The organism is Chitinophaga sp. W2I13, assembly GCF_050434005.1.
GTDB lineage: Bacteria > Bacteroidota > Bacteroidia > Chitinophagales > Chitinophagaceae > Chitinophaga.
Genome location: NZ_JBNPWD010000001.1, coordinates 378,061 through 403,230 on the forward strand (window position 1 = coordinate 378,061; position 25,170 = coordinate 403,230).

The following is a 25,170-nucleotide window of genomic DNA, read 5'->3' on the forward strand; positions in this document are numbered from 1 at the left end:
GCAGGTAGTGAAATAACTGCAGCTGTTATTGTCCTTTTTTGCCCGCCTGATTGTCGTTTTCACACCCGTTATATACCGATATATCCACCTAAGTTTGTGAAAAAGAAAATCATGAGACAAGAACTGCTCCGCGAAGTAACCAACACCGGCGATATCCTGCAACAACTGCTTACGTCCTTTGATGACGAACAACTGAACAAGGTACCTTTTGAAGACAGCTGGACAGCCGCGCAGGTGGCATCGCATATTTGCAAAGCCGGCGACTGTGGCATCTTGTATGGCGAGGCGGTACCTACCGACCGTCAACCGGATGAAAAAATACCCGCCGTAAAATCACTGTTCCTGAACTTCGATATTAAAATGAAGTCGCCAGACATGATTGTACCGGAAGAAGGTTATATGCCGAAAGAAGCTGTACTGGAAGATATCGCTGCCGCCTGGCATAAATTAACCACTGCCGCCAATACCGTTAACCTTACAGAAGAATGCACCGACTTTGAAGTGCCTGGCTTCGGACCTTTTACCCGGCTGGAGTGGATACAGTTCATCAATATTCATACGCAAAGACATATACACCAGTTACAACGTATATACGATACCGTAGTAAAGGCGTAAGGCTGTTTACTTAATATTCACGCCAATGCCGATTTGTACCTGGCGTGTTTTCCACTGGTAGCGGTCATCAATGTCGTTTACATTCGTAAGGCCAAGTACATAGCGTGCGTATACGTGCAGTATGTCGAAGTTCAATGTGGCGCCGGCAGCCACTCCCAGATCACTGCGTTTAAAAGCATTACGGTTGTAGTTAAGGAGGTTTTCATTGGCATAAAACAGGTAGCTGTATTGCGGTCCGGCGTTGATAGTAATTAACTTATTCACGTTGTAACGCAATAACAGGGGCAGGGTAATATAGCTGAGTTTAATGCTTTTATTGGCGTTGTCGTTGCCGGCAGAAATATATTTTGCACCGAAATCATCGTCACGTTTGGGTCCCACCTGCGAGAACAGGAGTTCCGGTTGCAGCCCCCATTTTTTTGTAAAATCATATTCGGCGTATACGCCTAATCTTCCGCCCAGTGTATAATTTGATTTAATGCCTGCCCCATCCAGTTTAAACATGTTCAGGTCTGCCTTGATGCCGTAATGCAGTCCTTGTGCGCTGGCCGTGGCAGCAAGGCAAACCAGCAACAATACTGACAGTAATCGTTTTTTCATAGCTGATGATTTTAGCATAAAGAAACGAATTGATCAGATGCGAATTGCTGCGCCCGGACCACTAATAGATGATCCTGCTGTTTTTCACTATCACGCGGGATATTTCCTCGGCAGATCGTTTGGGGTTATGACAGTTTAAGGTCTACTTTCTGTCCGGTTTTAACGGCGTGATAGATGGCGTCAATAATTTTCAGGTCTTTCAGGGCCTCTTCTCCATCCACAGCTACGACCGGTTGTTTTCCTTCCAGGATGATCCCTGCCATTTCTTCCATTTGCACGGTTTGATGGGTAACGTGTGGCTGGGTAAGTTCTCCTTTATTGGTGCGCCCGCGGATGGGGCCGTAGCCGGTGGAAGGCTGCATCTCTGCAAATCCTTTTTCGCCGGTGAGGTAAAAGCGGTCGAGGTAGTTCATGTTGTAAGTAGACAGGCACGATGCCACGGCGCCACTGGGGAAGCCCAGCTGGAACTGGATGGTTTCGTCCACGCCTTCTTTAAATTTCACCGGGTCGGTTTTGGTTTCCTGGGCTGTTACCCATATAGGGTCTTCGCCAGTCATATAGCGGGAGCCGTTGATAGCATAGATGCCTATATCCATTAAGGAACCGCCGCCGGCCAGATCTTTATTAAGGCGCCACTGCGTGGGGTCGCCAATACGGAAACCGCATTGCCCCTGGAAGAACATGATTTTTCCGAAGTCGCCGTTTTTACGCATGCGGATAACTTCCAGTGTTTTGGCTTCAAAATGCATGCGGTATCCCACCAGCAGCTTTACGTTTGCTTTTTTACAGGCGGCGATCATTTCCTGGCCCTGTTTGGCATTCAGCGCCATTGGCTTTTCGCAGATCACATGTTTACCTGCTGCGGCCAGGCGGATGGCCTGGTCGTGATGCAGTGCATTGGGTGTGGTGATATATACCGCGTCGATGTCTTTGTTATCTTTTATGCGGTCGAAGTTTTCGTAATTATAACAGTTCTTGTCAGGTATGGAAAACCGGCTCTGCCAGTCTTTTATTTTAGCGGGGGTGCCGCTGACCACGCCTACCAGTTTTGCCTTTACGCATGCCTGCATGGCTTCTGCCACCCGGTTGCCATAGCTGCCCAATCCCATAATGGCTACACGTAATACCGGGCCATCATAGTGTTGGAGATCTTTTGCCCAGCCTGCAAGCGGCATCAGGGGCAATACCATAGCGGAGGCGGCAATTTTCTGTATAAAATCACGACGAGTATTCATGACGGGAGATTTGGGTTTCATTGATTCCTTAATAATACAAAATTTATCCAGGAAATTATATCAAAAAAAAAGCCGCTCCGTTGCCCGGAGCGGCTGACTATCTTAAAAAAAATCAATTCTTTACATCATACAAAATTACGAACTCTACTCTCCTGTTCCTTGCCTTGCCTGCTTCTGTATCGTTGGTGGCAACAGGATCGCGGTCAGACAATCCCCAGGTGAACATACGGTCGTTGCTCACCTCAAAACTGCTGAGCAATTGTTTGGCGGCTGTTGCACGGCGTTCAGACAGATCACGGTTGTATTCCGCCGCGCCTGTGTTATCCGTATGACCGGTGATCAGGATCTTTGTTTTATTGTATTTGTTGAGTACTTCTGCAAAATGTTTGAAGGTAGGCTTTACGCTTTCGTTCACCTGGTCGGAAGACGATGAAAACAGTACGTTGTTGGGGAAGATAACTTTCAGGCTGTCTTTGATGATACTTACTTCCGCATCATTCAACGTGTTTTTCAGCTCTTCATACTGCTTGTTCATATAAGCATGCTGGCTGCCGCTTTTCCGGGAAGATGCGCACGAAGCCATTAAAACAATGGTCACTATTGCCAGCAGGCAATAACGTGAGGTCAATAACATTCTTTTCATATCCGCTGTATTAAGGTGCAAAGGTAGGTAAAATAGCCATTATCAAGCTGTTGCATAAATAATCTGTAATATTTGCAAAAACATATATGCGTTAATGTTATAACCTGCTGGTGCTGCCACGGTAACACCTATACGGGGTATTGCGTAATTCTTTTTATCTTGGAGAGATATGAATACCATTCCTTTGATACAAAGCATGCTGGGATTGCTGGCGGGCATTGCGCTCATTGTATTGCTCACCGCGCGCTTCCGGGTGCATGCTTTTTTTGCATTGCTGCTGGCCAGTGTTCTCACCGGCGTGATTTTACAGTTGCCCGTAACGGATATCCTTGGCAGTATTAAAAGCGGCATGGGTAATATTATTGGCTCACTGGGATTGCTCATTGTGCTCGGCACTACGTTGGGTTTGATCCTGGAATATACCGGCAGCACTACTGTGCTGGCCAACTATGTGTTACACCGCACCGGCACCGGCCGCTCTGCGCTGGCGATGAATATCATCGGCTACCTGGTGGGCATGCCTATTTTCTGCGACTCGGGATTTATAGTATTAAGCGGATTAAATAAAGCGCTGGCCAAACGTTCGGGGATTCCGATGATTGTGATGGCATCTTCACTGGCCACCGGCCTGTATGCCGTTCATTGCCTGATGCCGCCGCACCCCGGTATCACTGCCGCCACCGGCACTATACAGGCGGAAACGGGCAGGGTAATGCTGTTTGGATTACTCATTGCCATCCCGGTATCGGCGGCAGGTTATTTATGGTCGGTATTCGCCGGCCGGCGGATAGCCGTTGGCGTTAGTAATGAAGAAGACATTGCTACCGAAACGCCCCGTGGTCCTTCTGTGCTCATGTCTGTGCTGCCTATCGCTGTTCCGGTACTGCTCATTGCCGTCCGTTCCCTGAGCGGCCTGGAATTAACACATCCTTCCCCGGCACTAAAGGCGATCTCTATTCTTGGTATTCCTGAAGTGGCGATCAGCGCAGGTATCCTGCTGGCGTTATCCCAACTGAAAAATAATATGGGCGCTATCCTGCAGGAAGGCGCTGAAAAAGCAGCAGGCATACTGGTGATTATTGGCGGTGGCGGCGCCTTTGGCGCCATCCTCGCAAAAGCAGATATTGGCAGCCATATTGCGCAGAACCAATCCATCGCTGCGCTGGGATTATTTCTTCCGTTCCTCATCACTGCGCTCCTGAAAACCGCGCAGGGGTCGTCTACCGTAGCCGTGATTGCCGCGGCCGCCATTGTGCAGCCACTGCTGCCGGTAATGGGGTTGGATTCCGCTAATGGCCGCATCCTTTGTGTGCTGGCAATGGGTGCAGGGTCCATGATGATTTCACACACCAATGACGCTTACTTCTGGGTGATCTCTAAATTTTCAGGACTGGAAATAAAAGATATGCTGCGGGTGTATAGCACGGGTACGGTGGTAATGGGGCTGGTGTCTGTGGGGTTGGTGTATTTGTTGTCGCTGGTGCTGGCGGTGTAGATGACAAAAAACTCCTAATGGGATAGCTTTTTACTATCCTTTTGTTTGCTCGCAGGCTTGCCTGATACTACCCGTTTCTTCTTTCCTGTTGCCTTATAATGAGAAATTACTTCACTGATCAATTTCTTATCATTTTCTGTAACAGGCTTAGGATCCACAACAAAATTAATACCCTTCGGTTCCTTAATGTATCCCATGTTATTTATTGTTAAAATATTTAATAACCAGCTTTAAAGCTCCGTCTGGAAGGATAATCATTTTATGATTACCAATATGCACTGCACCCAACGTTTTTTCGTAATGCGAAATGAGTTTTGTTTTGGATGTGAAGGATATAAATCCTTCATATCCACGGTCTATAGATAATTGACAGGAAAAAGCAAATAGGTTACCCGGAACTCCTTCGTATAACTTTGCACTTCCTAAATTAAAAGGCGCACTTTCAATAAGACGGAGATAAAAAATGATCGGTATAATCGCTCAAAACTTGCTAATCTCTGCAATATGTGACTATTTCCTTCGATAGTAAGTTTATAAACTTTCTATCGGTCAGTTTAAACTCTTTTTCCAATCAAATTTCCATCCATTTTTCAATGATATCCCTTTTAAGTCCTCCTTTGCAAGCGGATTCACAACAGTCTCAAAATTGGCTCCGGAAATAGTATTTAAGATACTGTTGGTCAGTTTATCGACTTCGATCCCTATGTAATATTTTGATTGTCGGGGCATTCACAAATTTACAAAAAAAGGCTCCAACCTCTGTCTCCCCTCGCTATAAATTTTAATAAAAACGTTATTACCCTTCCAATGCCTGCTTCAGATCCGCCACAATATCCCCTACACTTTCCAGCCCCACACTGATACGGATCAAACCATCAGAAATCCCCGCTTTCCCGCGATCTTCTTTTTTCATTCCTGAATGCGTCATAGACGCCGGGTGAGATACCAATGTATCCACGGCGCCCAGTGATACGGCGCGCAAACACATCTGCAGCCGGTCAATGAAACGTACGGCGGCGTCAAATCCATCTTTCAGTTCAAAGCTCATCACCGCACCGGGATGACGCATTTGTTTGGCCGACAACACATAATCCGGATGCGAAGGAAGCCCGTTGTAATTGACCTGCGCTACGGCAGGATGCGCGTGGAGAAATTCCGCTACCGTTTGCGCATTGCTGCAATGTTGCTTCATGCGCAATTCCAGTGTTTTGATGCCCTGGATCAGTAAAAAAGTATCGAACGGATTGGCGCAGCCACCGAGCAATTTCGCTGTTTTATTGACTTTCGTTTGCATCAGGGGAATATCTTTTCCGATGAGCACACCGCCAATAGCGGTACCATGACCGTTCAGGAATTTGGTGGTGGAATGAAAAACAAAGTCGGCCCCATACCGGAATGGCTGCTGAAGATAAGGCGTAGCAAAGGTATTATCCACACTTACTTTTACGCCGTGCGTGCCGGCTATTTTGCAGATGGCTGCAATATCCACACAGCGCATGGATGGATTGGCGGGCGATTCAATATGGATCATTTTTATAGACGGGTCCTGTTGCAGCAGGGCAGCTATGGCGGCTGTGTCATGCAGATCGGCAATGAGCGCTTTTACACCGAATTGCGGGAGGAAGTCGAATAAGAACTCGTGTGTGCCGCCATAGAGCGAGTAATGCGTGAGTATGGTATTTCCTGCTACTACATTTGACAGGAACATGCTGGCCATAGCGGATTGTCCGCTGGCGTGCAGCAATGCTTTCAATTGCAGGGGCTCACCATCTGCCGTAGTAACGCCAAAAGCTTCCAGGGCGGCGATCAGCTTTTCTGCTACTGTTACAGTGGGATTGCCAAACCGGGAATAAATATAGCCGGGGGCGGTACCTTTAAAACGGTCCATGCCCTGCTGTGCATTATCGAATGTAAAGGTAGCGGTAGCGAAAACCGGTACCAGGTGGGCATGTTCGGCCATATCGGATTGGGCTGCATGGATAGCCGCGGAGGCCATTTCTGTAAAACGCGGGTGTTGACTCATGCTGTAAATTTATGATTTCCGGGGAAGAAAATAGGTAGGCAGCAAAGAAAGCGCTTGCAGGAAACCCCTAAATAGTATAATATTGACCATAGCTTATCATTTTGCCACAAAATCCGGATCACGCTGTGAGTTTATCTGAGGACAGGATACTTTTTTCGAGAATTGCAGGTGGAGATGAAGCCGCTTTCCGTTTATTATACCACCGCTATAATGCAGTACTGGCGGGGTCTGTAAAGAAGTTGCTCAGGTCCGGCATGGCATCGGAGGAAGTATTACAGGAAGTATTCCTTAAAGTTTGGATGGTGCGTCATACCCTGGAAAGCATCGAAAATCCGGGTGGGTGGATGTATACCCTGGCGGCCAACTACTCCCTTTCCGCGCTTAGAAAACATGCCCGTGAAAAGCACCGGCAGGATGATATCGCCGATGATATGCCGGATAATGCAGATGTACCTGCAGATATTTATGCAAAAGAATTACAGGTACTGATCCGGCATGCTATAGAAAAATTACCTGCCTCCCGCAGGGAAGTCTTTATGATGAATACCCAGGAAGGCAAATCGCGCAAAGAAATAGCCGATGCCCTGGACATCTCTGAAAATACGGTCAAAAACCAGCTGGTAACAGCCCGCAGATTCATCCGGGAATACCTGGAAAAACATACCGGCACACGACTTCCTATCCTGTTGATTATACTCCTGTCGAAGTTTTTTTAATTTTTTTTAAGACGCATAGTACAGTAACAATATTTCAGCGTCTATCAGCAAAAGAAGGGTTTGTACCGTGGAAGCAAAAGAGTACTACAGGTTTTTATTGGAGCGTTACTACAACGGTTCTGCCACTGCGGCGGAAGAGGAAGAATTGTTTGCCGCACTTCGTGCCGGCACGGATGAAGAGGAGTGGACTGTCATGATCAGTGAACTGCATGCGGCGGCCCCCGCCGATCCGGCATATAATCCCGTTTTGTATGAACAACAGGTGAACAGTATCCTGCAACAAGACTCACCTGTAAGAAGCAGGCGCCCGGTAATCATGCGTTATGCTGCGGCAGCCGCTGTTGCTTTACTGGTAGTCGCCGCCGGCTACTTTACCTGGCAGCGGACATCCCGTAAAAGCACCGTTCCCATAGTTGCCACCGCCGATGTAAAACCCGGCAAAAACGGCGCAGTGCTCACGCTGGCCGACGGCAGCGAAGTAGTACTGGACAGCCTGGGCAACGGCACCGTAACCACACAGCAGGGCACACGCGTAATACTCAGCAACGGCCAGCTCTCCTATGATGCCGCCGGCACCGGCGAAGTAAGTCAGAATACCATGACCACGCCCCGTGGCCGCAAATTCAGGCTGCGCCTTCCCGATGGCACCAACGTATGGCTCAACGCCGCCAGCGCTATCAGCTACCCCACCGCCTTTACCGGCAACACCCGCAGCGTAACCCTTACGGGGGAAGCCTACTTTGAAGTAACCGCGAATAAAGATCAACCCTTCATTGTACAACTCAATAACGAAACCAGCGTCCGGGTGCTGGGCACTCATTTCAATATCCATGCATACCCCGACGAAAATAATATCAGCACTACCCTCCTGGAAGGCGCTGTGAGGGTACATGTGCAGCAGCAAACGAGTTTACTGAAGCCCGGTCAGCAACTGGAGATCAATAAAAAATCCGGCGCTACCGCCCTCAATAACCAGGCAGATACCCTCGCCATCATTGCCTGGAAAAATGATATCCTGAATTTCCAGGATAAAAAGCTCACCACCGTTATCAGTATGATTGCGCGCTGGTACGACATTGAAGTAGTATATGAAACGACTCCTCCCGATATCACTTTTGTAGGGGAAATTGGTAGTGATGTAAATCTTTCAAGTGTACTGAACTTCCTGAAGGAATCAGGCGTACACTTCCGCCTCGAAAACAGGACTTTAATTATAGGAAAATAAATAAGCTAATCATCAAAACAGAAACAGTTATAGGAAAACAGTGAACAAAATTTCAGCGATCAGCCAATGAAGTTAGCGTAATAAAAAACCGGAGGTGATTCGACCCACCCCCGGCAACAAGATTACAGCTATGCAAAACAATTGAGTAATTCCGTACATCTATCTATTTACAAGCCTAATCATTACAAAGCTATGCAAAAAAATGCTCTTTGTAACCGGTTCCCCTATGCGCCAAAATCAGGAAAAGCGCATACCCGGAGCTGGTTTCCAACCAAAATGCTGTTAGTTATGAAACTGACGTTTTTATTACTTACCGTCGTTTTTATGAATGTAAGCGCTACCGGATATGCGCAGCTGATCACCTGGTCAGGGAAAAATGTGCGCGTGGAAAAAATATTTTCCGTGATCCGCGTCCAGTCGGGCTACACCGTAGTGGCCAGCAAAGACGTGCTGGACAAAGCCAACCCGGTAACCATGAAGGTGGAAAATGTATCCATCCGGGAATTCCTTGACCTCATGCTGAAAGATCAGCCACTGAAATACGTGATTGAAAATAAATCCATTTTCATTTCACCCAAATCTGCCGGTGGCTATGAAAACAATACCAGCGCGGCTCCGGCCACAGATGTGAAAGGTAAAGTAACCGACGAAGCGGGCAATCCCTTACCCGGTGTATCGGTAAGGGTAAAAGGCGCCACGCAGGGCGTAAGCACCGGCGCCGATGGCAGTTATTCCCTTCATATCACTACTGAGGGACCGCTGGTGCTGCAATTCTCCTACCTCGGTATGATCCCGCAGGAAATAAGCGTAACCGGTAGCGGCACTTTTAATATTGTGCTGAAAGCTTCTGTAGAACAACAAAACGAAGTAGTGGTGGTGGGATATGGTACCCAAAAGAGAAGTGATGTCACCGGTTCGGTATCCTCCGTGCCCAAGGAACGGTTGAAAAACCTGCCCGTCACCAATGTATTGCAATCCATCCAGGGGACCACTCCCGGCGTGAACATTATCAGTAACAGCAGCAAGCCAGGAAGCTCGCCTGCTTTTTACCTGCGCGGGCTTAAGTCCATCAACGCCAGCAATGCACCGCTCATTGTATTGGATGGCATTCCTTTCAGCGGCAGTTACAACGACATCAATCCCAATGATGTGGAGTCTGTTGACATTCTGAAAGACGTATCTGCCTCTGCCATCTACGGCGCCAGGGGCGCTAACGGCGTCATCATGATCACTACCAAGAAAGGTAAAACGGGCAAGCCGGTGATTTCCTACAACGGCTACGCCGGACCGGAATACCAGAGCAATACCGTAAAACAAATGAACGGGGAAGAATACCGCACCAAAAATCACTGGTACAATATCCAGGCAGGCCGCCCCGATGCGCCGGATCTGCCTTACCTCACAGAACAAACGAATTATGCCAACGGCGCACCGGAAACAGACTGGCTCAAAGAAATCGCCCAACAGGGTTATATCCACAGCCATGAACTAAGCATTTCCGGTGGTACCGATCATGTGAAATACTATATCTCCGGTACTTACCTGAAAGAACAGGGGAACCTGAAAGGCTTCCAGTACAACCGTTCCAGCATCCGGGCCAACCTCGATGCCAATGTAACCTCCTGGCTGAAAACAGGCGTAAACCTGTTCCTTGTAAATAATAACCAGGACGGTGGCAAAGTAACCATGTTTGAAGCCAACGCCCTCAGTCCATATGGCTCATTATACAATGCAGCCGGCGACTATGAAGTATATCCCATTGCGCCGCAAACACTGTATCTGAATCCGCTGATCAACCTGTACAACCCGGGAATAAACCGCGGCAAAAACATGACTGCCAGCGGTTATGCAGAAGTAGCCCCCACCTTTCTGAAAGGACTAAAATACCGGGTTAATGCATCTTATGCATTCCGGCCTTCCCGCACGGGCGACTACACCGGCCGGAAAATGGGTGATCTGAAAGGAACTGCCAGCGTAGACAATACGGAAAGTAAACAATGGATCGTGGAAAACCTGCTCTCCTATGCCATCACACGGAATAAGCATGCACTGGACTTTGCCGCACTTTATAGCGCGCAGCAGGATGAACAGTTCTTTTCACAACTGGATGCCAATACCTTTATCAATGATAACCTGGACTTCAATAACATGAAGGCTGCACAGGTACAGCAAACTACCACCGGCTACAGCGCCAGTACGCTGTTGTCGCAGATGTTCCGCGCCAACTACAACTACGATAGCCGCTACCTGCTCACCGCCACCATCCGCCGCGATGGCTACTCGGGGTTTGGCGCCAGTAATAAATACGCGGTATTCCCTTCCGTGGCTGCAGGATGGAATATCCACAACGAAAAGTTCATGGCGGCAGCACCGGTGATCTCCCAGCTGAAGTTACGGGCGTCCTATGGCAAATCGGGCAACCAGGCGATAGGCGCCTACCGTACGCTGTCGAGGCTCAGCACCGTCAACTATATTTATGACGGCGTTACTTCCATTGGCGTGATCCCGGATACACTGGGCAACAGCCGCCTGAAATGGGAAACCACCGCGGGATTAAACGTAGGTATCGATTTTGCCCTCTGGAACAATCGCCTCAGCGGCAGTATCGAGGGATACAGCACCCGCACCTCCGACCTGTTGCTCAGCAGGAAAATTCCGTCCATCAATGGTTATACTTCCGTATACGACAACATCGGGGAAACCGCCAACAAAGGGCTGGAAGTGATGCTGAACAGCCGCAATATCCAGTCGGGCGACTTTAGCTGGAATACCGGTTTTAATATCTCTTTTAATAAAAATAAAGTGGTAGCCCTTTATGGCGATAATAAAGATGATATTGGGAACAACCTGTTCATCGGTAAACCCATGCTGGGCATTTACGATTACACCATGACCGGTATCTGGCAGGAAGGAGAAGATGCCAAAATAGACCCGGGCGCCAAACCAGGGTATATCAAATTTGCTGACCTAGATAACAGTGGAAAGATTGATGCGGCAGACCGCTCCTATCTTGGTACACAATTACCAAAATATATTGCAGGACTTACCAACACCTTTACCTACAAAAATTTCATCCTGAATATTTTCATCCAGGATGTGCATGGCTCCCTTCGTGCCAACAATATCCTCGATAACAGGGACCAGGCAGGGATTATTAACCTGCCCGCAGAAATTCCCTACTGGACCTCTGAAAACAAGATCAATACCAACCCGGCGTTGTTTTACACCAATCCGAAAGGGTATAAATATGCGCAGGATGCGTCCTTTATCCGTATAAAAGACGTAACGCTCAGCTACAATTTCGATAAGAGCACTTTGCAGCGGTATAAGATTTCCAACCTCACGGTATATGTCAGCGGAAGAAATCTTGGCACGTTTACCAAATGGCAGGGCTATGATCCGGAAACCTCGCCATCTTCCGTTACGTCCAACCCTACCCGTTTGAACAACGGACAGGGCGCAGGGCAGCAGAGCTCGGACTTCTATCCGTTGAATACCACGGTGATCATGGGTGTAAATATCAGTTTATAATTTTAAAGAGATAAACAATGAAACACGCTAAATATATATACAGATTTGTGCTGGCGGGGATGTCGCTGCTAACCGTATCTTCCTGCAGCAAAAGCTTTCTTGACGAGGAGCTGAAATCCAGTTATGCACCGGATAACACGCTGGTGGACCAGCTGGGCTTTGAAGCCGCCAGCACCGGTATGCTGAGCATTATGCGTAACGATTACGGCAACACGCAGGGCTTACTTGCCACCTTTTACGTGGGCACTGATATGGCTATTACCGGTCAGCCCAACACCGTGCAGGCGCCGTATGAAAATTACCAGAACCTCAATTCACAAACCGGCTCCCTGAGCTCGATCTGGAACTGGGGATATAAGCTGATCAACAGCGCCAACGTGATCATTGCAGCATCGGATAACCCTTCCGCACAGCTCACCGATGAACAAAGGAAATTTTACAAGGCAGAAGCCAGTTTTTTCCGTGCTTATGCTTACAACCATCTTTCTATACTTTTTGGAGATGTGCCACTGATCGTTGCCCCTGTAACCGTGCCACGCACGGATTACACGCGGGCAAAAGAAGCTGATGTGATCAACCAGATCATCGCGGATCTTACTTTTGCAGAAGCCAACCTGCCAGACCCTGCGCATGTGATCAAACAGGGCAGGATCAATAAATTTGCGGCAGCTCAATTACTTACAGAAGCGTTGCTGCGCGCCAACAAACCCGCGGATGCAGAAGCTGCTGCCAAAAGCATCATCGACAGTAAATTCTTTACGCTCATCACCGCACGCTACGGCGCCAAAGCATTGCAACCCGGCGATCCGTTTGCCGACATGTTCACCTATGGCAACATGCGCCGCAGCCAGGGCAATACAGAAGCCATCTGGGTAATAGAGCAGAACTACAATGTAACCGGCGGCGGATCCGACTTTGATCAGCGCCGGCGCGAGTGGGGGCCTTTCTATGTAAACGTAGCCGGCATGAAGATCTGTGATTCGCTGGGAGGCCGCGGTATCGGCAGGATCAGGCCTACCAACTGGTGGACTTATGAACTGTATGATAAAGACGATATGCGTAATTCCCCGTACAACATCCGTCGCAACTACTATTACAACGATCCGGCTTCCCCGAAATATGGTCAGCCGGTAATTGTGAGCGGGTTTGATACCATACAGAATATCTATGCCCATACCACCAAGTGGTATGAGTTCCAGCCGCAGGATCTGCAGGGAGCACAGTCGTACAAAGACCGCATCCAGATGCGCCTCGGGGAAACCTACCTCCTGCTCGCAGAAGCGCAGCTGCAACAGGGCCGCCCCGGCGATGCCGCCGCCAGCATCAACGTAATCCGCAACCGCGCCCACGCCAAAGAAGTACTTGCCGGCGAAGTAAACCTCGACTACCTCCTCGATGAAAGAGCCCGCGAACTCACCGCAGAAGAACTTCGCAGGCTTACCCTGGTAAGAACAAAGAAACTGGTGGAACGCGTGAAGAAATACAACCCTAAAGTAGCGCCTACCATCAGCGACTATAACATTCACCTGCCCATCCCGCAATCTGAAATTGATGTGAACAAAGACGCCGTGCTGACACAGAACACAGGCTATACGAAATAATCCGGCACATGACTAAATATTGTATTATCACTTTCCTCCACGTACTCCTGTTTTTACAGGGGTACGCGCAGGAAGGAAGAAAAGTAATTCCCTTCAATGATGGCTGGACTTTCAGGAAAGGACCATTAAATGCCAGCACTGATACCACGTGGGAAGCGATTACCATTCCGCATACCTGGAACAACAAAGACATGCAGGAAGGAAAGAATTTTTATGCAGGTGAAGCATGTTATCAGAAAACTTTCCCGGTAGCCGCCGGCCTGAAAGGAAAAAGATTATTCCTGCGATTCGAAGGCGTGGGCTCTGTAGCGCAACTGTATGTGAACAACCGCTTCATTGGCGAGCACAAAGGCTCTTACGCGGCCTTCTGCTTTGAAATCACCCATTCGGTAACGTATGGAGCGGAGAATACCATTGTAGTAAAAGCCAACAACACGGCACGCGAAGATGTACTGCCCATCAACAATTTCCTGTTTGGTATTTTCGGGGGAATTTACCGGCCGGTAAATTTGCTCATCACCAATGACATCAACATCACCACTACCGACTACGCTTCTCCCGGCATCTATATTACCCAGGATGAAGTGAGTGATAAAAAAGCGATAGTGGGTGTTACTGCAAAAATTGAGAACAAACAACCACATCATACTAACGTACAGCTACAAACAGAGATCCGCGACCAGCACGGAAAACGTGTAGCCGTTACGGTTAAAGAGACAAACCTGAGCCCGCAGGGCATTAATATCATCCGCCAGGAGCTACCGGTGATAAGGCCGCATTTGTGGAACGGGTTAAAAGATCCGTATCTCTATTCCCTCACCACTTCCATTCTTATCAACGGGCGCATTACCGATGCGGTTACACAGCCGCTGGGCTTACGCCGCTTTGAAGTAACCGCCGGCAAGGGCTGCTTCCTGAACGGACAGCCTTATGCAATGCACGGCGTTACCCGTCACCAGGAATGGCAGGACTGCGGCAATGCGCTCACCAATGCGCAGCATAAAGCAGACCTGGACCTGATCCGGGAAATAGGCGCTACCACGATCCGCTTTGCACACTACCAGCAGTCTGAATACCTGTATTCGCAATGCGACAGCATGGGTTTTGTGATCTGGGCAGAAATCCCTTTTGTAAATAACTTCTCCGGCAAGGAAAGTGAAAATGCCAGGCAGCAACTGACGGAGCTGATCCGGCAAAACTTCAATCATCCTTCGATTTACGTGTGGGGCATGCACAATGAAGTGTATTCCAAAACACCTGACGAACATGTGGCCGTGCTCACCCGGCAGTTGAACGACCTTGCCAAAACAGAAGATCCCCGCAGGTATACCGTTGCGGTAAGCGGTTATGGTGAAATGACACGCCCGGCCAACCTGGCTGCCGATATACAAGGCATGAACCGCTACTTCGGCTGGTATGAAGGCAGCATCGGCGACATTGAAAAATGGGTGTCCGGCCTGGAGAAAAACTACCCCGACTATAAACTGATGCTCACAGAATACGGCGCAGATGGAAATATTGATCAGCATACCGATAGTCTCAGTACCAACTTTGATCCGGTAAGCGGGCAGTTTTTTCCGGAAACCTATCAAACTGCCACACACGTGCAACAATGGGCAGTGATAGAAAAGCATCCTTATATTGCGGCCTCCTATTTATGGAATATGTTTGAATTTGCAGTGCCCATGTGGAACCGCGGAGGCGTAAATGCACGCAACCTGAAAGGACTCATCACCTACGACCGCAAACAGAAAAAGGACGCCTTCTACTGGTACAAAGCCAACTGGAACCCCGCTCCCATGATCTACATTGCAGAGCGACGGAACCATGTGCGACAACCCGAACGGGTACACGCAGAAGTGTTCAGCAACCTGGAAAAGGTAACCCTCACACTGAACAACGGAGCGCCTGTTACCGGTCGCACAGGCGCCAATAGTAAAGACTTTATTTTTGATAACCTTACGCTGAAGACAGGTGTGAACACCCTCACCGCTTCCGGCGTATCTAACGGTAAAGTATACACGGACACCATTACCTGGACCCATTAAAAAAACAACATGAAAAAATACTGTATCGCTGCCGCACTGCTCCTCGCACAACTGCACAGCAGCGCACAAAGCAATCCTGTTAAAGACACCATCACCCTGCAACACGGCGCCCACCGCACCGGCAACAGAACTGATGCCGATATGGCCCGCTGGCGGTCCCTTCGCCTGGGACAATTCATCCACTGGGGCCTGTATGCCATTCCCGGCGGTGAATGGAACGGGAAAACATACAACGGCGCCGCAGAGTGGATCCGCTCCTGGAAAGAAATGCCGCGCGGCGACTATGACAACTTATACAAACAGTTTAATCCCGTAAACTACCACCCGGAACAATGGGCGCAATATGCAAAGGATATGGGCGCAGCCTATATGATCATCACCACCAAACACCACGATGGTTTTTGCCTGTGGCCCAGTAAGTATACCCGCTATACGGTAGCCGCCTCGCCTTATAAAAAAGATATCATCGGCCCCATGGTAGATGCATATAATAAAAAAGGAATCGACGTATATCTCTACTTTTCTATTATCGACTGGAACCACCCCGACTGGCGCGCCTCGCTCAAAACGCCGGCCGACAGCCTTGCCTACAGCCGCTTCAAAGTATTTGTGAAAAACCAGCTGAAGGAACTACTGGTGAAATATCCCACCGTAAAAGGTTTCTGGTTTGATGGCACCTGGGACGACTCCTGGAAAAATGACGGCGCCTTCTCCGATGAGCTGGAACAATACCTCCAGCAACTGCATCCCGGGCTGATCATTGGCAGCCGCCTCCGCGCCGACGAAAAAGGCGCAAGGCATTTTGATTCCAACAACCGCCTCATGGGCGATTACGAACAGGGATGGGAACGCAAGCTGCCCGAAAAATATGCAGACATCCATGGCAACGACTGGGAAGGTGTGATGACCATCCCCGAGAACCAGTGGGGATACTGCGCCAAATGGACAGGGCATATTAAATCTTCGGACGAGCTGATTGAAATGCTGGTAAAATCCACATCTCTTGGCGGCAACTTCGTCATCAATTTCGGCCCCAAAGCAGATGGCACCTTCCGCCCTGAAGAAACACAGCGTATGCAGGAAATCGGCAACTGGATGAAAGTAAACGGCGCCGCTGTTTATGGCGGCGGCTATGCCGGTTTTGACAAACAGGACTGGGGCTATTATATCCGCAAAAACGGATCCGACAGCGTTTATATGGTAGTGTGCAACGTACCGGTATCCGGCAACCTGCGGGTGAAACTGCCTCCGCGGGTTACCCTGCTGAACGTCTCCCCTGTAGGGCAGCCCGAAGCGCGGATAACGCCGGAGCTGATCGGGCGGAGTGAGTACTTCATCCAGGTGGGGAATGCACCGCGGGCGGCGCCTTTTGTACTCCTGCTGCAAACGGGTAATGCGGGTGCGGAGAGCGGGGGGGCCGACAAGGCGCGGACTTAATGCAGCGGAGGTTGTCTTTCCCGCTGATTACGCTGATTTTGCTGATTAGTTTTTTTGATTTGGTGTGGTGGTTTGATTTTGATTTGATTTGATTTGATTGGGGTGAGGTGGATTTTTTATTTTTTATTTGGGAAGATGGAAATGGTGGCATTTTCATCTTCCCATTTTTTTATTTATATAGTGGGGATGGTGCCGCCATCTATGATGTATTGTGTGCCGGTTAAATATCCTGCACGCGGGGAAACGAGGAAGCCAACAAGGTCCGCAACTTCTTCCGGCTTGGCGGGGCGTCCCATGGGAATGCCGCCCAGGAACTGCATGAGTTGCTGTAAGGCATCATTAAAGCTGCTGCCGGCACGGTCGGCCATTTCCTGAATCATTTTATCGGCGGCGGTGGTTTGGATAAAGCCGGGCGATACAGTGAGTACCCTCACTCCTTTCGGCGCCACTTCGTTGGACAAGCCCTTGCTGTAATTAATCAATGCAGCCTTGGCGGCTGCGTAGGGCAGCGTGGAATCATACAGCGGCATAGTGCCTTGTATGGAAGCAATATGAATAATTACACCAGTGCCTTGTGCCAGCATGTAAGGCAACAGCGCTCTGTCCAGCCGTACCGGCGCCAGCAGGTTGGCCTGGAGGGTGGCATCCCAATGATGATCCGTTAATACCTCAAAGCCGCCACCAGGGGTTTCAGAACCGCCCATGTTATTAACCAGGATGTTTACGCCGCCGTAGTTTTCCTTTATTTCGTTTGCTACGCTCGTAATGCCTGCAGGAGTGCTCAGATCAGCGCCTATAAAATGAAATGCCGGGTTCGTGTCTGCCGGCTTTGTTCTGGCAGTGATGATCACTTTTGCACCGGCATTGGCCAGTCGTGCTGCAATGGCTTTTCCTGCTCCCTTTGTACCACCTGTTACCAGGGCTGTTTTACCGGATAGTTCGTTATCAAAACTTAATCTTGGTTCCATCTGTTATTATTATTTTCAGCAAAATTCCGTCAATCATTTATGCCGGACAATAACGGAAAAACGATTCGCATTGGGTGGAATTTATCCCTATAGCCCGTTTAAGAACAATAAAGTACTTTTGAATCATGTATGTAAAAAAACTACCCATTACGCTGAATTGTGGTCTCGACCTCGTGGGCGAAGTGCTCTACGGTAAATGGAAAGTGCGCCTGCTGTATTTCATCCATGAAGGGCATAAGCGCCCAAGTGAGCTGCAGCGGAAGATTCCGGATGCTACGCGCCGGGTATTGAACATCCAGCTCAACGAAATGGAAAAGCATGGCCTGGTGTCGAAGGTAGTGTTTGCACAGGCCCCGCCGAAAGTGGAGTATAGCCTTACTAAGCTGGGCGCATCCCTCATTCCAGTAATAAAAATTTTGGGAGAATGGGCAGATGCACATGAAGAAGTATTGAAAGAAGCGATCCTTCAGGGAGATCTGAAAAATTAAGCGCCACGCTGCTGGGTCGTCACTATGGTTTTGTTTTTTGTAAACGCACTGATATCTGCATTCCACATTGTTTTCCGGTACATGGAAGCACTCATCCCTTTATATCTTTTAAAAAGCCTGTTTAAATGGCTTTCATCTGTAAACCCTAATTCATTTACAATTTCATTGATCCGCATATCGCTGTGGAGTAATCGTGTTTCCACCATTTTTATTTTATAATGCTGGATATATTGCTGCAGCGTTTCGTCGGCCTGTTTTTTAAAGAATTTACCGAGATAATTGGGGGAGATATTAAAATACTGACAGATGGCGCTCACCTTTAGTTGTTCCGGCTCATAGATATGCTCGTGGACATATTGGAAGATGTCGAGCGTTTTTTTATCGGCTACCGGGGTAAATTTATCGGGGAGCCTTTGCGCAATGGACCGGGCCACGAGAATGATAAGACTGTTCACCATCTGCTGAATCAATTCCTTGCTGTACAGATCACAGTGCTGGTATTCGGTTACCAGCGTTTCCACCATTGTTTTTGCCAGCATTTTATGTGGCTGGCTTGGCAGGACACAACCGGGTTCGTGGTTGGCGTGTTGCAGGATAAATTCCAGCCGTTTAATCCACGCTTCCCGCTCCCGCTCATTGCCGGAAAAAGCGGCCGACCTGATATAAATATCATTAAAGCAGATCAACAACATCTTCGTGGGCGTAGTGATATGAAAGGTGGTCAGGTCTTCAGGTGTGATGAGCAGCAGGCGTCCCGGCACGTAATTAAATGTTTGCTGATTGATGGTCTCTTGCCCCGTACCTTCCATGATATAAATGAGCTCAAAAAAATTGCTCGTCCGCCGCTTCTCTTCACCTACTTCCAGCTCTTTATAAATGATTTCAAACGGATAATGCAGATTCTCTTTCATAAGTGCAAATATACCTAATAATGGCAAAATCATACCTAAAACAACCCCTTTACCGGGTATAATTTTGCTATAACAAAAAACAGGAAATATGCATTTATCTGAATACGCCGGCTATGATGCCACGGGATTGGCGGCGCTGATCAAAGAAAAACAAGTGAGCCGGAAAGAGGTGGCGGAATGCGCGCTGGCCGCCATTCAACAGTTGAACCCGGTATTAAATGCCGTGGTGGAAGTTTACCCCGACCGGGCAGCACATTTACCGGAAAATACGGATAGCGGCCCATTTGCAGGCGTCCCCTTTTTACTGAAAGACCTGGCAGCCTTTGAATCGGGTCAATATTACGAAATGGGGAGCCGCATTGCCAAAGGTATGAGGGCGCCGCATGATACCGAACTGGTAAAGCGGTACAAGGCCGCCGGCTTGCTCATTATGGGTCGTACCACCACACCTGAATTTGGCGGGTCTACCGACACGGCATCGCTGGCATCCGGCATTACCCGCAATCCCTGGCATACGGACTATTCCCCCGGCGGATCGTCCGGTGGCTCCGCGGCAGCGGTGGCGGCTGGTATGGTTCCCATGGCGCACGCTACGGACCTGGCGGGATCTATCCGCATACCGGCTGCATTTAACGGGCTGGTAGGACTAAAGCCCAGCCGTAATCTCACCCCAGTAGGGCCTGACCGGGGACAATCCTTTTTTGGGTTGGCGGTGCAGCATGTGCTCACGCGCAGTGTGCGTGATTCCGCTGCGGCCCTGGATGCCACTGCCGGCCCCGCGCCCGGCGAATTCTACTACACACCGCCGGCAGCCTCGTATGTAGCTGCGTTAACACAGCCCCTGCCTGTATTGAACATCGCTTTCAACCTGCAGCCATGGCTGCCCGGAAGCGTTGACCCGGTTATAGTGAATGCCGTAAAAGCCGCAGCAGCGCTATGCGCCTCGCTGGGGCACCGGGTGGAAGAGCAACGCTTTGACCTGGAAGCAACGCAGCTTCTCGATTGCATCAAGACTATCTGGGGCGCCTATACGTTTTACGGCATCACACAGGTTTCCCATGCCATGCAACGCAACATCTCCCCACAAACGCTGGAAACCAGCACGCTGAGCGGCTATCAGGCAGGGCAGGCATTGTCTGCCGCAGACCTCATCAGGGCGGTAGAATACAGCAATACCGTATCACGGGCAGCAGGTAACTTCTACGAAGAGTACGATATTATGATCACCCCTTCCACCGCTATACAGGCGCCGTTAGCCGGCAGCATGAATGGTAATGCCGCGGACATCGACTGGCATAGCTGGGTGCAGGAAGTTTGTGCCGTTGCTCCCTTTGGGCAGGTATTCAATATCGCGGGTGTGCCGGCCATCAGCTTGCCATTGGGTATGGGAGATAATGGCCTGCCTGTTGGCATTACCTTTTCGGCCAAAACAGGTAACGATGCGTTGCTGCTCCGGCTGGCAGCACAGCTGGAAGCCGCGGCGCCGTGGAGCGGACGTAAACCGGCCGTATATGCAGGTAACACTTTTTAACTTTTTGCTACCTTCGGAAAAAAAAGGTTATGATAGCATTCTTAGGCATGGGCCTCCTGGGGTCAAATTTCGTAAGGGCATTGATCGGCAAGGGTGAACAGGTACAGGTATGGAACCGTACCGCGTCGAAAGCGACAGCGCTGGAAGCATACGGCGCCAAAGTATTTCCGGAGGTAACCGCTGCGGTGCACGGCGCAGACCGCATTCATCTTACCTTAAAAGATGATCATACTGTAAATGAAGTATTGGCGGCAGCAGCCACTGCACTTAAACCGGGAGCGGTGATCATTGATCATACCACCACTTCTGCCGAAGGCGCAGCTGCCAGAACAAAAGAATGGAAGGAACGCGGTTTTACTTACCTGCATGCGCCGGTATTTATGGGTCCGGCAAATGCGCTGGACGGCACCGGTTACATGCTGGTTTCCGGCGATCAGGCAGTGATCAGCACATGGGAGCCTGCACTCTCCAAAATGACGGGGAAGGTGATCAATTTCGGCGATACGGCCGGTAAAGCTGCGGCCATGAAACTCATCGGAAACAGCTTCCTGGTAGGACTCACTGCCGGTCTTGCTGATACCCTGTCGCTTGCCAAAGCACTGAACATTCCTTTGGGCGATGTAAGTACGTTATTTGATTCATGGAACCCCGGAGCGGCGTTGCCCGCACGCTTACAGCGTATGACTTCCGGTAACTATAACAGTCCTTCCTGGGAACTGAGCATGGCGCGGAAAGACACGCAGCTGTTTATAGATGCGGCAAAGAAAAGCGATGTTAAACTGGCGGTGTTGCCGGCTATTGCCGCTGAAATGGACCGGTGGATTGAGAAGGGACATGGCAATAACGACTGGACCGTGATAGGCAAGGACAGCATCTGAATAAAAAAAATATCATAAAAAAGCGGGCATCTCAGATATGAAATGCCCGCTTTTTTTATAGTGATATTTTATCAGTCTTGTTTCAATACTACTTTATACCCGGCAGGTACAAATGTTTCTGCTGTTGGTGAGGTGATTACCTGCAGGTTGATGCTGCCGGAAGCCGGGGCTGTGAGTTTATAATGGATCTCTGCTTCGCCTGCTTCTGTAAAAACAATGCTGGTTACTTTAACCGAATAGCCGGATGTAGGCTGGTTTTCCGCGGTAATAACGATGCTGTTCACTTTATCGTTCACCGGTGTGGAAGTAAAGCTCGCCGTTTCTTTTCCGTTATGTTCTGCTGCAGCGCTTTTATGCGATTGAATAAATGCAGCGGCCTTCTTCACCATTCCGGAAGCTTCTGTTTTGGTGATATATGCCTTTGGACGGTAGTTGCCATTTTCCAGTGCCACTACATTAAACTTGATCAATGTTTGCACGGCATTCATACCTCCGCTTACAAAAGACTTTTCATCTTTGATGTTGATAAACATCATGTTCACGGGATACTGGCCGGTTGACTGGATCGCTTCATACAGCGCCAGGGCAAACTGTTCGCGGGTAGCCGGTGATTCCGGGTTTACGTCGCGCAGCGACTCCAGTCCGTTGACAGCCGCAATAATGAGCGAAGGTGCATACGATGCTTTATCATTGGCCTTCTTAAAATAATCGGTGGCTTTGGGCGCTTTAATAAAACGGACGTTATCGATGTTCAGTCCGAGTCCTTTTACAATAAGATCAATACCCTTGCCGATAGAGATCCGTGACTGGGGCTTTGGAGCCGAAAATTCCGTGTTAGCTTTGTCTTTGCTGTGTACATCCCGGGGATGCAGGGTCAAAAGGAATAACGGTAATACTACTGCCGTGTATAGATTCATAAAACAGGTGTTTAACGTACTGCGAAAGTAGGCATTTGTAACAAGATGCCATAAACGGGTGTGACATTATTCCTCAACTGTGTAATAATACCAACTAATAAATAATCCGGAAGGTGAGGTTTATTCTTGGTTGCAGGGGCCGGGCTGATTTCGGGATTCTGTGTTCCCAATGATGCTGCAGGTCTCCTTTCATAATTAACAGGGAGCCATTGCCCAATTTAAGTGAATACTTCTGCTGATGATCTTTCTTATTCCTGAAATCAAAGCTCCTGGCCTGTCCAAGGCTCAGGGAAGCAATATTGGGATGTTGCCCCAGTTCCTTCTCATTATCGCTGTGCCAGGCTACCGAATCATTTCCATCCCGGTAATAATTCAGTAATACGCTGTTGAAGTGCATGTGGGTAAAGGCTTCCACCTTTTCCCGTAACGCACTCAGCGCAGGTGTCCAGGGAAATGGGTGCAGTTGTTTTTCCGACAACCGGTAACTTTTCTGTGCATCACCGTACCAGGCGGTGAGCCGCGGGGTAAGCAGTACTTTATCTTTGATGGTGAGCGTGGTTTGTTTCCATGGCGCGTTGGCTATCAACTCATTCATCAGTGCCAGTGCGGGCCCTGTCTCCAGGAAATGCGGGTAATATTCCAGCAGGTTCTCCGGGAAGCGCAGGCTTTCGTTGTCATCAAAAAAACTTAACTGCGACATATACGGCACATAATTTAGTACGGTTAACGGTAGATAAATTTACATCATTTTTATGCCAGAAGGACCTTCCATAGTTATATTGAAAGAAGAGGCAGCCCGCTTTACCGGGAAGAAGGTGCTTATGGCCTCCGGCAACTCCAAAACAATTGATTTCGGCCGGATGACAGGGAAAAAGATCATCGCTTTTAAAAGCTGGGGCAAACATTTCCTGATTTGTTTTCCGGGCTTTGCAGTCCGCATTCATTTCCTGATGTTTGGCACTTACCGGATCAATGAAACCAAGGATATGCCTGCCCGTTTGCACCTGCAGTTTGCCAAAGGGGAACTAAATTTTTATACCTCTTCCATCCGGATCATAGAAGAGCCATTGGATGAAGTATACGACTGGAGCGCCGATGTGCTGAATGAAAGCTGGGATGCATCAAAGGCAATGGCTAAACTTAAAAAGATACCTGATGCCCTGGTTTGTGATGCCCTGCTAAACCAGGATATTTTTGCCGGCGTAGGGAATATTATCAAAAATGAAGTGTTGTTCCGTATCCGCGTGCATCCGCAAAGTTTAGTGGGAAAGCTGCCGTTGAAAAAGAAGAAGGAGCTGGTAAAGGAGGCAGTACAATACAGCTACGACTTTCTTGAATGGAAGAAAGCTTTTGTGCTGAAGAAGCACTGGCTCGCACATACGAAAAAGATTTGTCCGCGTTGTGAGATCCCGCTCATCAAAGCCTACCTGGGTAAAACCAACCGGCGGAGCTTTTTCTGCAACAACTGCCAGATACGTTATGAGTAGATTATTTTGTCCTGTTTAATAACTGAAAAGCTTTGTACGCCCCATTGTGTAAAATAGTGAGATGCGTTTCATCCGGTAGCGGCACGTAGTGAACATGTAACCCGGGCGTGGCTTTCAGCATGTCTCCCAGCTGACGGGCAGGTTCTTCCATCTCTTTTCCTTCTTTGCCTACCGTAAGAAAAACATTAGCAGGTATGCTGCCTGCGGTTGTCAATAGTTTACCGGCTTGTTTCAACAATGACTCCTGGTCCCACCATAAGCTGGGACTTACGATCATATAGTTGTTAAACATTGCCGGATGTTTGAGTAATATTTCGGTAGCCAGTAATCCTCCGAGGGATTGTCCTATGAGGGTGGTGGTATCGTTGGTGCGGAAGTGTTGTTGTATGTATGGTTTCAGTTCTATATCCAGAAAGCGGATAAACTTTTCAGAACCGCCGGTAGTGGGAAAATCGGCTTTGTCTTTTTTCACGGTGGTGGGAAAGGTGAAATCGTGCTTCCGGTCTTTGTTGGCAATGCCTACCAGGATGGTGGGCGGCATGTGCTGAATCATAGTCAGGAACTGCATTACGCCGGCGATATGGATAAAGTCTTCGTTTGCAGATCCATCCAGCAGATACGCCACCGGATAACGGGCGTTTACAGCCTGCCCGTATCCGTCGGGAAGGTATATATTCAGCGTGCGTGTTTCATTCAATACAGCGGAAGGCAGCTGGTGCGTTTCACCTAAGGTAAAAGAGGTAGTTTGTGCCGTTGATGTGTTGATCCCTACAATTCCAAGTAACAGGATAGCCAGTATACGTTGCATCTTTTTCTTTCAA

22 protein-coding genes are annotated in these 25,170 nt (G+C 48.9%); 12 read left to right on the forward strand and 10 right to left on the reverse strand.

The window, feature by feature from the left end; all coding sequences use genetic code 11:
- Nucleotides 1-111 precede the first annotated feature (111 nt).
- Nucleotides 112-615 (forward strand): DinB family protein, encoded by a 504-nt coding sequence (locus tag QFZ48_RS01520; RefSeq protein ID WP_429060821.1) that lies wholly within the window; start codon nt 112-114, stop codon nt 613-615.
- A 6-nt stretch (nt 616-621) separates the two neighbouring features.
- On the opposite strand, the gene QFZ48_RS01525 is transcribed toward QFZ48_RS01520, so the two are convergent.
- The 3 genes from QFZ48_RS01525 to QFZ48_RS01535 form a co-directional block, all read right to left on the reverse strand.
- The gene (locus QFZ48_RS01525; protein ID WP_429060823.1) at nt 622-1,215 is read right to left on the reverse strand and encodes a porin family protein; all 594 of its coding nucleotides are present in this window, start codon (nt 1,213-1,215) and stop codon (nt 622-624) included.
- 125 nt (nt 1,216-1,340) lie between these two features.
- The gene (locus QFZ48_RS01530; protein WP_429046301.1) at nt 1,341-2,450 is read right to left on the reverse strand and encodes a Gfo/Idh/MocA family protein; all 1,110 of its coding nucleotides are present in this window, start codon (nt 2,448-2,450) and stop codon (nt 1,341-1,343) included.
- Nucleotides 2,451-2,562: 112 nt separating this feature from the next.
- Nucleotides 2,563-3,093, reverse strand: coding sequence for an OmpA family protein (locus QFZ48_RS01535; RefSeq protein ID WP_429060825.1), 531 nt, complete (start codon nt 3,091-3,093; stop codon nt 2,563-2,565).
- A 169-nt stretch (nt 3,094-3,262) separates the two neighbouring features.
- On the opposite strand from QFZ48_RS01535, the gene QFZ48_RS01540 reads away from it, so the two are divergent.
- Nucleotides 3,263-4,588 (forward strand): GntP family permease, encoded by a 1,326-nt coding sequence (locus QFZ48_RS01540; protein ID WP_429060827.1) that lies wholly within the window; start codon nt 3,263-3,265, stop codon nt 4,586-4,588.
- Nucleotides 4,589-4,602: 14 nt separating this feature from the next.
- Here QFZ48_RS01540 and QFZ48_RS01545 read toward each other — a convergent pair whose 3' ends face one another.
- Together QFZ48_RS01545 and QFZ48_RS01550 are read right to left on the reverse strand one after the other, a co-directional pair.
- Nucleotides 4,603-4,785: a hypothetical protein gene (locus QFZ48_RS01545; protein ID WP_370911653.1), complete on the reverse strand. Its 183-nt coding sequence runs from the start codon at nt 4,783-4,785 to the stop codon at nt 4,603-4,605.
- 599 nt (nt 4,786-5,384) lie between these two features.
- The gene (locus tag QFZ48_RS01550) at nt 5,385-6,611 is read right to left on the reverse strand and encodes a trans-sulfuration enzyme family protein (protein ID WP_429046296.1); all 1,227 of its coding nucleotides are present in this window, start codon (nt 6,609-6,611) and stop codon (nt 5,385-5,387) included.
- 125 nt (nt 6,612-6,736) lie between these two features.
- On the opposite strand from QFZ48_RS01550, the gene QFZ48_RS01555 reads away from it, so the two are divergent.
- The 6 genes from QFZ48_RS01555 to QFZ48_RS01580 all read left to right on the forward strand — a co-directional run bounded on the left by QFZ48_RS01555 (nt 6,737) and on the right by QFZ48_RS01580 (nt 17,169).
- A complete protein-coding gene (locus QFZ48_RS01555; RefSeq protein ID WP_429046295.1) occupies nt 6,737-7,327 on the forward strand; it encodes an RNA polymerase sigma factor in 591 nt (196 codons plus the stop codon).
- A 67-nt stretch (nt 7,328-7,394) separates the two neighbouring features.
- Nucleotides 7,395-8,552, forward strand: coding sequence for a FecR family protein (locus QFZ48_RS01560; RefSeq protein WP_429060829.1), 1,158 nt, complete (start codon nt 7,395-7,397; stop codon nt 8,550-8,552).
- 288 nt (nt 8,553-8,840) lie between these two features.
- The gene (locus QFZ48_RS01565; protein ID WP_429060830.1) at nt 8,841-12,083 is read left to right on the forward strand and encodes a TonB-dependent receptor; all 3,243 of its coding nucleotides are present in this window, start codon (nt 8,841-8,843) and stop codon (nt 12,081-12,083) included.
- Between the two features lie 17 nt (nt 12,084-12,100).
- A complete protein-coding gene (locus tag QFZ48_RS01570) occupies nt 12,101-13,684 on the forward strand; it encodes a RagB/SusD family nutrient uptake outer membrane protein (protein WP_429060832.1) in 1,584 nt (527 codons plus the stop codon).
- 8 nt (nt 13,685-13,692) lie between these two features.
- Nucleotides 13,693-15,732, forward strand: a complete 2,040-nt coding sequence (locus QFZ48_RS01575; RefSeq protein ID WP_429060834.1) for a glycoside hydrolase family 2 protein — start codon at nt 13,693-13,695, stop codon at nt 15,730-15,732.
- 9 nt (nt 15,733-15,741) lie between these two features.
- Nucleotides 15,742-17,169 carry an alpha-L-fucosidase gene (locus tag QFZ48_RS01580; protein ID WP_429060836.1) on the forward strand — a complete coding sequence of 476 codons (1,428 nt, stop codon included), beginning with the start codon at nt 15,742-15,744 and terminating at the stop codon, nt 17,167-17,169.
- Nucleotides 17,170-17,342: 173 nt separating this feature from the next.
- On the opposite strand, the gene QFZ48_RS01585 is transcribed toward QFZ48_RS01580, so the two are convergent.
- A complete protein-coding gene (locus tag QFZ48_RS01585) occupies nt 17,343-18,137 on the reverse strand; it encodes an SDR family oxidoreductase (RefSeq protein ID WP_429046287.1) in 795 nt (264 codons plus the stop codon).
- Between the two features lie 125 nt (nt 18,138-18,262).
- Between QFZ48_RS01585 and QFZ48_RS01590 the strand changes: the two genes are divergently transcribed.
- A complete protein-coding gene (locus QFZ48_RS01590) occupies nt 18,263-18,625 on the forward strand; it encodes a winged helix-turn-helix transcriptional regulator (protein WP_429046286.1) in 363 nt (120 codons plus the stop codon).
- Here QFZ48_RS01590 and QFZ48_RS01595 read toward each other — a convergent pair.
- Complete coding sequence (locus QFZ48_RS01595; RefSeq protein ID WP_429060838.1) at nt 18,622-19,536, reverse strand: AraC family transcriptional regulator; 915 nt, start codon at nt 19,534-19,536, stop codon at nt 18,622-18,624. The two genes, QFZ48_RS01590 and QFZ48_RS01595, sit on opposite strands and share 4 nt — an antisense overlap.
- Nucleotides 19,537-19,624: 88 nt before the next feature.
- On the opposite strand from QFZ48_RS01595, the gene QFZ48_RS01600 reads away from it, so the two are divergent.
- Complete coding sequence (locus QFZ48_RS01600) at nt 19,625-21,067, forward strand: amidase (RefSeq protein WP_429046284.1); 1,443 nt, start codon at nt 19,625-19,627, stop codon at nt 21,065-21,067.
- A 29-nt stretch (nt 21,068-21,096) separates the two neighbouring features.
- Nucleotides 21,097-21,945, forward strand: coding sequence for an NAD(P)-dependent oxidoreductase (locus QFZ48_RS01605; RefSeq protein ID WP_429046283.1), 849 nt, complete (start codon nt 21,097-21,099; stop codon nt 21,943-21,945).
- 71 nt (nt 21,946-22,016) lie between these two features.
- On the opposite strand, the gene QFZ48_RS01610 is transcribed toward QFZ48_RS01605, so the two are convergent.
- Together QFZ48_RS01610 and QFZ48_RS01615 are read right to left on the reverse strand one after the other, a co-directional pair.
- The gene (locus QFZ48_RS01610) at nt 22,017-22,862 is read right to left on the reverse strand and encodes a protease complex subunit PrcB family protein (protein WP_429060840.1); all 846 of its coding nucleotides are present in this window, start codon (nt 22,860-22,862) and stop codon (nt 22,017-22,019) included.
- 94 nt (nt 22,863-22,956) lie between these two features.
- On the reverse strand, nt 22,957-23,562 hold the full coding sequence (locus QFZ48_RS01615) for an alpha-ketoglutarate-dependent dioxygenase AlkB family protein (RefSeq protein ID WP_429060841.1): 606 nt from the start codon (nt 23,560-23,562) through the stop codon (nt 22,957-22,959).
- A 52-nt stretch (nt 23,563-23,614) separates the two neighbouring features.
- Between QFZ48_RS01615 and QFZ48_RS01620 the strand changes: the two genes are divergently transcribed.
- A complete protein-coding gene (locus tag QFZ48_RS01620; RefSeq protein WP_429060843.1) occupies nt 23,615-24,349 on the forward strand; it encodes a DNA-formamidopyrimidine glycosylase family protein in 735 nt (244 codons plus the stop codon).
- 1 nt (nt 24,350) lies between these two features.
- On the opposite strand, the gene QFZ48_RS01625 is transcribed toward QFZ48_RS01620, so the two are convergent.
- Nucleotides 24,351-25,157: an alpha/beta hydrolase gene (locus QFZ48_RS01625; protein WP_429046279.1), complete on the reverse strand. Its 807-nt coding sequence runs from the start codon at nt 25,155-25,157 to the stop codon at nt 24,351-24,353.
- Between the last annotated feature and the right edge of the window lie 13 nt (nt 25,158-25,170).